The organism is Benzoatithermus flavus, assembly GCF_037908215.1.
GTDB classification, from domain to species: domain Bacteria; phylum Pseudomonadota; class Alphaproteobacteria; order Geminicoccales; family Geminicoccaceae; genus Benzoatithermus; species Benzoatithermus flavus.
Map to the genome: position 1 here is coordinate 41209 of NZ_JBBLZC010000033.1, position 8070 is coordinate 49278.

At 66.9% G+C, this 8070-nt stretch carries 18 protein-coding genes; all 18 read right to left on the reverse strand.

Annotation, left to right across the window (positions count from 1 at the left end; translation table 11 throughout):
* Positions 1-2: 2 nt before the first annotated feature.
* Positions 3-536 carry a 50S ribosomal protein L6 gene (gene rplF, locus U1T56_RS21605; RefSeq protein WP_418161580.1) on the reverse strand — a complete coding sequence of 178 codons (534 nt, stop codon included), beginning with the start codon at positions 534-536 and terminating at the stop codon, positions 3-5.
* A 1-nt stretch (position 537) separates the two neighbouring features.
* Entirely contained in the window at positions 538-936 is a 399-nt protein-coding gene (rpsH, locus tag U1T56_RS21610) for a 30S ribosomal protein S8 (RefSeq protein ID WP_418161581.1), read from the reverse strand.
* 16 nt (positions 937-952) lie between these two features.
* On the reverse strand, positions 953-1258 hold the full coding sequence (gene rpsN / locus U1T56_RS21615; RefSeq protein ID WP_418161582.1) for a 30S ribosomal protein S14: 306 nt from the start codon (positions 1256-1258) through the stop codon (positions 953-955).
* A gap of 17 nt (positions 1259-1275) precedes the next feature.
* Positions 1276-1815 carry a 50S ribosomal protein L5 gene (rplE, locus tag U1T56_RS21620; protein ID WP_418161583.1) on the reverse strand — a complete coding sequence of 180 codons (540 nt, stop codon included), beginning with the start codon at positions 1813-1815 and terminating at the stop codon, positions 1276-1278.
* Positions 1816-1825: 10 nt separating this feature from the next.
* Positions 1826-2146: a 50S ribosomal protein L24 gene (gene rplX, locus U1T56_RS21625; RefSeq protein ID WP_418161584.1), complete on the reverse strand. Its 321-nt coding sequence runs from the start codon at positions 2144-2146 to the stop codon at positions 1826-1828.
* On the reverse strand, positions 2146-2514 hold the full coding sequence (rplN, locus tag U1T56_RS21630; protein ID WP_418161585.1) for a 50S ribosomal protein L14: 369 nt from the start codon (positions 2512-2514) through the stop codon (positions 2146-2148). Before rplN ends, rplX begins: the two co-directional genes overlap by 1 nt.
* A 3-nt stretch (positions 2515-2517) precedes the next feature.
* Entirely contained in the window at positions 2518-2787 is a 270-nt protein-coding gene (gene rpsQ, locus U1T56_RS21635; protein ID WP_418161586.1) for a 30S ribosomal protein S17, read from the reverse strand.
* 14 nt (positions 2788-2801) lie between these two features.
* Positions 2802-3017 carry a 50S ribosomal protein L29 gene (gene rpmC, locus U1T56_RS21640; protein ID WP_418161587.1) on the reverse strand — a complete coding sequence of 72 codons (216 nt, stop codon included), beginning with the start codon at positions 3015-3017 and terminating at the stop codon, positions 2802-2804.
* Positions 3014-3451, reverse strand: coding sequence for a 50S ribosomal protein L16 (rplP, locus tag U1T56_RS21645; RefSeq protein ID WP_418161588.1), 438 nt, complete (start codon positions 3449-3451; stop codon positions 3014-3016). The genes rpmC and rplP overlap by 4 nt, the downstream gene beginning before the upstream one ends.
* Positions 3448-4164 carry a 30S ribosomal protein S3 gene (gene rpsC, locus U1T56_RS21650; protein ID WP_418161589.1) on the reverse strand — a complete coding sequence of 239 codons (717 nt, stop codon included), beginning with the start codon at positions 4162-4164 and terminating at the stop codon, positions 3448-3450. The genes rplP and rpsC overlap by 4 nt, the downstream gene beginning before the upstream one ends.
* Positions 4164-4568, reverse strand: a complete 405-nt coding sequence (gene rplV, locus U1T56_RS21655; protein ID WP_418161590.1) for a 50S ribosomal protein L22 — start codon at positions 4566-4568, stop codon at positions 4164-4166. The genes rpsC and rplV overlap by 1 nt, the downstream gene beginning before the upstream one ends.
* Before the next feature lie 3 nt (positions 4569-4571).
* Positions 4572-4850 carry a 30S ribosomal protein S19 gene (gene rpsS / locus U1T56_RS21660; protein ID WP_418161591.1) on the reverse strand — a complete coding sequence of 93 codons (279 nt, stop codon included), beginning with the start codon at positions 4848-4850 and terminating at the stop codon, positions 4572-4574.
* A 5-nt stretch (positions 4851-4855) separates the two neighbouring features.
* Positions 4856-5701 carry a 50S ribosomal protein L2 gene (rplB, locus tag U1T56_RS21665; protein ID WP_418161592.1) on the reverse strand — a complete coding sequence of 282 codons (846 nt, stop codon included), beginning with the start codon at positions 5699-5701 and terminating at the stop codon, positions 4856-4858.
* A 4-nt stretch (positions 5702-5705) separates the two neighbouring features.
* Entirely contained in the window at positions 5706-5999 is a 294-nt protein-coding gene (locus tag U1T56_RS21670; RefSeq protein ID WP_418161593.1) for a 50S ribosomal protein L23, read from the reverse strand.
* On the reverse strand, positions 5996-6616 hold the full coding sequence (rplD, locus tag U1T56_RS21675; RefSeq protein WP_418161594.1) for a 50S ribosomal protein L4: 621 nt from the start codon (positions 6614-6616) through the stop codon (positions 5996-5998). Before rplD ends, U1T56_RS21670 begins: the two co-directional genes overlap by 4 nt.
* A 3-nt stretch (positions 6617-6619) precedes the next feature.
* A complete protein-coding gene (gene rplC / locus U1T56_RS21680) occupies positions 6620-7339 on the reverse strand; it encodes a 50S ribosomal protein L3 (RefSeq protein WP_418161597.1) in 720 nt (239 codons plus the stop codon).
* 13 nt (positions 7340-7352) lie between these two features.
* A complete protein-coding gene (gene rpsJ, locus U1T56_RS21685) occupies positions 7353-7661 on the reverse strand; it encodes a 30S ribosomal protein S10 (protein ID WP_418161595.1) in 309 nt (102 codons plus the stop codon).
* A gap of 37 nt (positions 7662-7698) precedes the next feature.
* A partial coding sequence (locus U1T56_RS21690) for an EF-Tu C-terminal domain-related protein (protein WP_471683464.1) occupies positions 7699-8070 on the reverse strand: 372 nt, incomplete at its 5' end.

Here is an 8070-nt window from a genome sequence, read left to right on the forward strand (position 1 = left end):
GCCTACTTCTTCTTGCCTTCCTTGCGGAGGATCTTCTCCTCCGCGTACTTCACACCCTTGCCCTTGTACGGCTCGGGCTTGCGGAACGCCCGAATCTCGGCCGCGATCTGACCGACGCGCTGCTTGTCCGCACCACTGATCGTGATCGCGGTCGGGCTCTCGCAGACGATCTTCACGTCCGGCGGGATCGCGAACTTGATGTCGTGGCTGTAGCCGAGCTGCAGGTTCAAGACCTTGCCGTCGACGGCGGCGCGGTAGCCCACGCCCGCGATCTCGAGCTTGCGCGTATAACCCTCGGACACGCCCTTGACCAGGTTCTGCACGAGCGAGCGGGACATGCCCCACATCGCCCGCGAGCGCTTCTCCTGGTCACGTGGCCTGACCGTGACCTTGCCGTCGTCGAGCGCCACGTCGACCTCGGGCGGCAGCTCGAGCGAGAGCTCGCCGAGCTTGCCCTTGGCGGTGATCTTGCGACCCTCGAGGTTCACCGTGACGCCGCTGGGCACCACGACGGGATGCTTGCCGATCCGTGACATGTCAGAACACCGTGCAGAGCACTTCGCCGCCGACCCGCGCCTCGCGCGCCTCGGCGTCGGACAGAACCCCGCGCGGCGTCGACAGGATCGCGATGCCGAGGCCGTTATAGACCTTGGGCAGCTCCTTGACGCCGGCATAGATCCGGCGGCCGGGCTTGGACACCCGACGCAGCTCGCGGATCACGGGCTCGCCATTGTGGTACTTGAGCTGGATGTTCAGCTCCATCTTGCCGCCGCCGAGATCCACCGTCTCGTAGCCGCGGATGTAACCCTCGCGCCGCAACACCTCGAGCACATTGGCCCGCAGCTTGGAAGCCGGAGCCTTGATGGCGCTCTTGTTCGCCATCTGCCCGTTGCGGATCCGGGTCAGCATATCCCCGAGCGGGTCGCTCATCGCCATCTTGGCTATTCCCGCCTTACCAGCTCGCCTTCACCACGCCGGGGATCTGGCCTTCGGATGCCAGCTCCCGGAGCGCGATGCGCGAGAGACCGAACTTACGATAGTAACCGCGCGGGCGACCGGTGAGGATGCAGCGGTTGCGCACCCGCACCTTCGAGCCGTTGCGCGGCAGCTCCGCGAGCTTCAAGGTCGCCTCGAAGCGCTCCTCGGGGTCGCGGTCGCGATCCATGATGATCGCCTTCAGAGCAGCGCGTTTGGCCGCGAACCGGTCCACCATACGGCGGCGACGGTTGTTCTTCTCGACGGCGCTCTTCTTCGCCATGACCTGACCTCGCCCCGTCACTTCCTGAACGGCATGTTGAAGCCCGCGAGCAGCTCTCTCGCCTCCTCGTCGGTCCGCGCCGTGGTGCAGATGATGATGTCCATTCCCCGCGTCTCGTCGACGTCGTCGAAGTTGATCTCGGGGAAGATGATCTGCTCCTTGATGCCGAAGGCGTAGTTGCCCCGGCCGTCGAAGCTCTTCGGCGACACGCCGCGGAAATCGCGCACGCGCGGCAGCGCGATGTTGATCAGCCGATCCAGGAACTCGTACATGCGCTCGGCGCGCAGCGTGACCTTGCAGCCGATGGGCTGGCCCTGCCGCAGCTTGAAGTTCGCGACCGATTTCCGTGCCTTGCAGATCGCCGGCTTCTGGCCGCTGATCTTCGCGAGCTCGTTCGTGGCGTTGGTCAGCTTCTTCGCGTCCTGCACCGCCTCGCCGACCGCCATGTTGATGACGATCTTCTCGAGGCGGGGCACCTGCATCGGGTTCTTGTAGTTGAACCGCTTCTGCAGCGCGGGCGCCACGACCTCGCGGTAATGCTCCTTCAACCGTGCCATCTTACGTCTCTCAGCGATCGATCACTTCGCCGGAGCGCTTGGCGTAGCGCACCTTGCGGCCGTCCTCGAGGAACTTGAAGCCCACCCGCGTCGGCTTGCCGTCCCTGGGGTCGAGATGCGCCACGTTGGAGACGTGGATGGGCGCCTCCTTGGTGACGATCCCGCCCTCGGGGTTGCGCGGGCTCGCCTTCTGATGCCGCCTGACCAGCATCACGCCCTGCACGACGACGCGGTTCTCCTTGGGCATGACGGCGAGCACCTCGCCCTCCTTGCCCTTGTCCCGACCGGACAGGACGACGACCCGATCGCCCTTCTTGACTTTCGCGGCCATCACAGCACCTCCGGGGCGAGCGAGATGATCTTCATGAAGCGCTTCGCCCGAAGCTCGCGCGTCACCGGCCCGAAGATGCGCGTGCCGATCGGCTCGCCCTGCTTGTTGATGAGCACGGCCGCATTCTTGTCGAAGCGGATGGCGCTGCCATCCGGGCGGTGGATCTCCTTGGCGGTGCGGACGATGACCGCCATGTGGACGTCGCCCTTCTTCACCTTGCCGCGCGGGATCGCCTCCTTGACGGAGACCACGATCACGTCGCCCACCCCGCCGTACTTCCGGTGCGAGCCGCCGAGCACACGGATGCACTGCACCCGGCGGGCGCCGGAATTGTCGGCGACCTCGAGATTGGTCTCGGGCTGGATCATGGCTCAGGCCTCCGTCGTCGGCTCGGCGGCACCAGCCTCGGCACCCTCGGCGAGCACCTCGAAGTGCTTGGTCCGCGACAACGGCCGGCACTCGATGATGCGGACCACGTCCCCGACCTTGTAGCGGTTCTCGGGGTCGTGCGCCGCGTACCGCTTCGTGCGCCGGATGTACTTCTTGTAGATCGGGTGCATGACGCGACGCTCGACCGACACGATCACGGTCTTGTCGCCCTTGTCGCTCACCACGGTGCCCTGGAGGATGCGCCTCGGCATCGCCGTCTAACTCCTCAACCCTGCGCTGCGGTAGACGACGACCTCGCCCGATCGCCGAGCACAGTCAGGATGCGCGCGATGTCGCGCCGCACCTGCCGCACCCGAGCGGTGCTCTCGAGCTGTCCCGTCGCCTTCTGGAAGCGCAGGTTGAACTGCTCCTTCTTGAGCTGCAGGAGCTGGTCCCGCAGCTGGTCCGTCGTCTTGGCACGGAAGTCGGCCACCTTGGTCATGCCGCCGCGGCCTCCTCGCCGGTCTGCTGAATGCGCCGCACGAAGCGGGTCTCCACCGGAAGCTTGGCGGCGCCGCGCTGGATGGCCTCCGCCGCCAGCTCCTCGGGTACGCCGTCGATCTCGAACATGATCCTGCCGGGCTTGATGCGGCAGACCCAGAACTCGACCGAGCCCTTGCCCTTGCCCATCCGGACCTCGGCCGGCTTCTTCGACACGGGGACATCCGGGAACACCCGGATCCACACCCGGCCGACACGCTTCAGGTGGCGCGTGATGGCACGCCGGGCCGCCTCGATCTGCCGGGCCGTCACCCGGCCGGGCTCGAGCGCCTTCATGCCGTAGGCACCAAAGTTAAGCTCGAAACCGCCCTTCGCAAGGCCGTGGATACGGCCTTTGTGCGCCTTGCGGAACTTCGTGCGCTTGGGCTGCATCATGGCCGTTCACCCCGCTCGCGATCGCGCCGGTGGCCTTCGTGGCTCGGGCCGATCTCGGCCAGGCGCTTGTCGTAGGCCATCGGATCGTGCTCCATGATCTCGCCACGGAACACCCAGACCTTCACGCCGCACGTGCCATAGGGCGTGTGCGCCGTGGCACGCGCGAAGTCGACGTTGGCGCGCAGCGTGTGCAGCGGCACGCGGCCCTCGCGGTACCACTCGCTGCGGGCGATCTCGGCCCCGCCGAGGCGGCCGCCGCAGGTCACCTTGATGCCCTGAGCGCCCAGGCGCATCGCCGACTGTACCGCGCGCTTCATGGCGCGACGGAAGGTCACGCGCCGCTGGAGCTGCTGGGCGATGTTCTCGGCGACGAGCTTCGCGTCGAGCTCGGGCTTCCGCACCTCGGTGATGTTGAGGTGCACCTCGCCCGAGGTGAGCGCCGCGAGCTCCTTCCTGAGCGTCTCGATCTCCTGGCCCTTCTTGCCGATCACGACACCTGGGCGGGCAGTGTGAATCGTGATCCGGGCCCGCTTGGCGGGACGCTCGATCACGACGCGGCTGATGCCGGCCTGAGCGAGCCGCTTCTCGATGAACGAGCGGATCTTGAGATCCTCGGCCAGGAGCTTCGCGTAGCCACGATCGTCGTACCAGCGCGAATCCCAGGTGCGGTTGATGCCGAGCCGGAGCCCGACCGGATTGACTTTCTGGCCCATCAGGCGGCCTCCTTCTCGGCCGTCTCGACCTCGTCGGCTCGCTCGCGCACGACGATCCGCAACCGGCTCAGGTGCTTCTCGATCCTGCCGGCACGGCCGCGCGCACGGGCGTGCAGGCGCTTCATGACCATATGCTTGCCGACGCTGGCCTCGGCCACGTAGAGCCGGTCGACGTCGAGATTGTGGTTGTTCTCGGCGTTGGCGATCGCGGACTCGAGCGTCTTGCGCACGGCCTGGGCGATGCGCTTCCGCGAGAACTCGAGCGTGGTCACCGCCCGGCCCGCGTCCATGCCGCGGATCAGCGCCGCCACGAGATCGAGCTTGCGCGGGCTGGTGCGCAGCAGGGTCGCCACGGCCATGGCCTCGTTGTCGGCAAGCGACCGCTCGCGCTTGGGCTTGCCCATGGCCTACTTCCTCTTCGCCTTCTTGTCGGCGCCGTGACCGTAATAGGTCCGGGTCGGCGAGAACTCGCCGAACTTGTGGCCGACCATGTTCTCGGTGACGTAGACGGGCACGAACTTCTTACCGTTGTAGACGGCGAAGGTCAGACCCACGAAATCCGGCACGATCGTCGAGCGGCGCGACCAGGTCTTGATGATGTCGTTACGGCCCGACGCGCGGACAGCTTCGGCCTTGTCGAAGAGATAGCCGTCGACGAACGGGCCCTTCCAAACAGAGCGCGGCATCAGCCTCAGGCTCCCCTGGTCTTGGCGAGATGACGGCTGCGAATGATCATGCCGTCGGTCTTCTTGTTGCGGCGGGTCTTGTGGCCCTTGGTGGGCTGCCCCCACGGGCTCACCGGGTGCCGGCCGCCCGAGGTCCGGCCTTCGCCGCCGCCGTGCGGATGGTCGACAGGGTTCATCGACACGCCGCGGTTGTGCGGGCGACGGCCCTTCCACCGCATGCGGCCCGCCTTGCCCCAGTTCACGTTCTGATGGTCGGGGTTCGACACGGCACCGATCGAGGCCATGCACTCCGAGCGCACCTTGCGGATCTCGCCCGAGCCGAGCCGCAGCATGCTCCAGTCGCCGTCGCGGCCGATGAGCTGCGCGAAGGCGCCCGCCGAGCGGGCGAGCTGGCCGCCGGCACCCGGTTTCAGCTCGACGTTGTGGACGATCGTGCCGACCGGGATCGCCCTGAGCGGCGCCGCGTTGCCGGGCTTCACGTCCACGCGGTCGGCCGCCACCACCTTGTCGCCGGCCTGGAGCCGCTGCGGGGCCAGGATGTAGGCGAGCTCGCCGTCCTCGTAACGGATCAGCGCGATGAACGCCGTCCGGTTCGGGTCGTACTCGAGCCGTTCGACGGTGGCGGTCATGCCCCACTTGCCGCGTCGCTTGAAGTCGACGAGGCGATAGGCCCGCTTGTGGCCACCGCCGCGGAAGCGGGTCGTGATCCGACCGAGATTGTTGCGCCCACCCGAGCTCGAGAGGCCCACAGTCAGCTTCTTGACCGGCTTGCCCTTGTGCAGCTCGCTCCGATCGACGAGGACGAGCTGCCGCATCGACGGGCTGGTCGGGTTGTAGGTCTTGAGCGCCATGGCGTCAGATTCCCGTCGTCACGTCGATGCTCTGGCCTTCCGCCAGGGTGACGATTGCCTTCTTCACGTCCGAGCGGAAGCCCACCCGGCCCTTGAAGCGCTTCGTCTTTCCCTTCTGGACCAGCGTGTTGACCGCGGTCACCTTCACGCCGAACAGGCCCTCGACGGCGGCCTTGATCTCGGGCTTGGTCGCGTCCTTTCTGACCTTGAAGACGACCTGGTTGTGTTCCGAGACCCGGGTCGACTTCTCGGTGACGACCGGGGCCAGGATCACGTCGTACATCGCGAGCCGGTTCATGCCAGGCGCTCCTCGATCCGGCGCACGGCATCCTGGGTCAGCACGAGCGTGTCGCGCCGGAGGATGTCGTACACGTTGAGCCCCTGCGCCGGCAGCACGTCGACGAGCGGCAGATTGCGCGACGCGAGCGCGAAGTTGCGCTCGACCTCGGCACCGGTGACCACGAGCGCCGAGCCCAAGCCCAGCCTGTCGAACGCGCCGACGAGAGCCTTGGTCTTGGGCTCGGGCAGCTTCGCCTCGTCCAGGACCACGAGCTTGCCTTCTTTGGCCTTGCTCGAGAGCGCGCACTTGAGGCCCAGCGCCCGGATCTTCTTCGGCAGATCGATCGCGTGATCGCGCGGCTTCGGTCCGAAGGCCACACCGCCGCCGCGGAAGATGTTGACGCGCCGCGAGCCGTGACGGGCCCGGCCGGTGCCCTTCTGCTTGTACATCTTCGCACCGGTGCGGGCGATCTCGCCGCGGCTCTTCACCTTGTGGGTGCCGGCACGGCGCTTGGCCAACTGCCAGACCACCACACGGTGAAGGATGTCGGTGCGCACCTCGACGCCGAAGATCGTATCGGGGAGCTCGACCGAGCCCACCTCCTCGGCAGCCAGATTCTTGACCTGAACCTGCATCGCTTACGCCTCGCTCTCGCCGACCGCGAAGGTCTCGAGAGCCTCGCCCTTGTGGATGACGGCAGCGGGGAATGGCGCCTGTTTCGGCAGAGCGCTCTTCACCGCGTCCGAGATGCGCAGGTATCCGCCCTTCGGGCCCGGCACGCCACCCTTGAGCAGGATCAGCCCGCGTTCGGGGTCGACGCCGAACACCTCGAGGTTCTGCACCGTCACCTGACGGGCACCCATGTGGCCCGCCATCTTCTTGCCCTTGAACACGCGGCCCGGATCCTGGCGGTTGCCGGTCGAGCCGTGGCTCCGGTGCGAGATCGAGACACCGTGCGTGGCGCGCAGGCCGCCGAAATTGTGCCGCTTCATGGCACCGGCGAAGCCCTTGCCGATCGAGACGCCCACGACGTCGACGAACTGGCCGGCCACGAAGTGACCGACATGGAGCTCGTCGCCGACGTTCAAGAGCGCGTCCTCGGAGACCCGGAACTCGCCGAGCACGGCCTTGGGTTCGACCTTGGCCTTGGCGAAGTGGCCTCGCATCGGCTTCGACACGTTCTTCGGCTTGGCCTTGCCCACGCCGATCTGCACGGCGGTGTAGCCGTCCTTGTCCTTGGTGCGGACGGCCACGACCTCGCACTTCTCGACCTTCAGCACCGTCACGGGCACATGGCTGCCGTCGACGCCGAACAGTCGGGTCATGCCCACCTTCTGGGCGATCAGCCCGGTACGCAGCATGGCCTCACCCTCAGAGCTTGATCTCGACGTCCACGCCCGCAGCGAGGTCGAGCTTCATCAGCGCGTCCACGGTCTGCGGCGTGGGGTCGACGATGTCGAGGAGTCGCTTGTGCGTCCGGATCTCGAACTGCTCGCGGCTCTTCTTGTCGATGTGGGGCGAACGATTCACCGTGAAGCGCTCGATCCGGTTCGGCAGCGGGATAGGGCCACGCACACGGGCCCCCGTTCGCTTGGCCGTGCCGACGATCTCGCGGACCGACTGGTCGAGCACGCGGTGATCGAAAGCCTTGAGCCGGATACGGATGTTCTGCGTTTCCATGCGTGTCGCCGGTCCGCTGCCGAACCGTTCCTTCCTGTTAGGCGATGATCTCGGCGACGACGCCGGCGCCGACGGTGCGGCCACCCTCGCGGATGGCGAAGCGCAGGCCCTTCTCCATCGCGATCGGGCTGATCAGCTCCACGTCCATCGCCACGTTGTCCCCCGGCATCACCATCTCCGTGCCCTCGGGCAGCTTGATCGACCCGGTCACGTCGGTGGTGCGGAAGTAGAACTGCGGCCGGTAGTTCGAGAAAAACGGCGTGTGCCGACCGCCCTCCTCCTTGGTCAGAATGTACACCTCGCCCTTGAACCTGGTGTGCGGCGTGATCGAGCCCGGCTTGCACAGCACCTGCCCGCGCTCCACCTCGTCCCGCTTGGTGCCGCGCAACAGAACCCCGATATTGTCCCC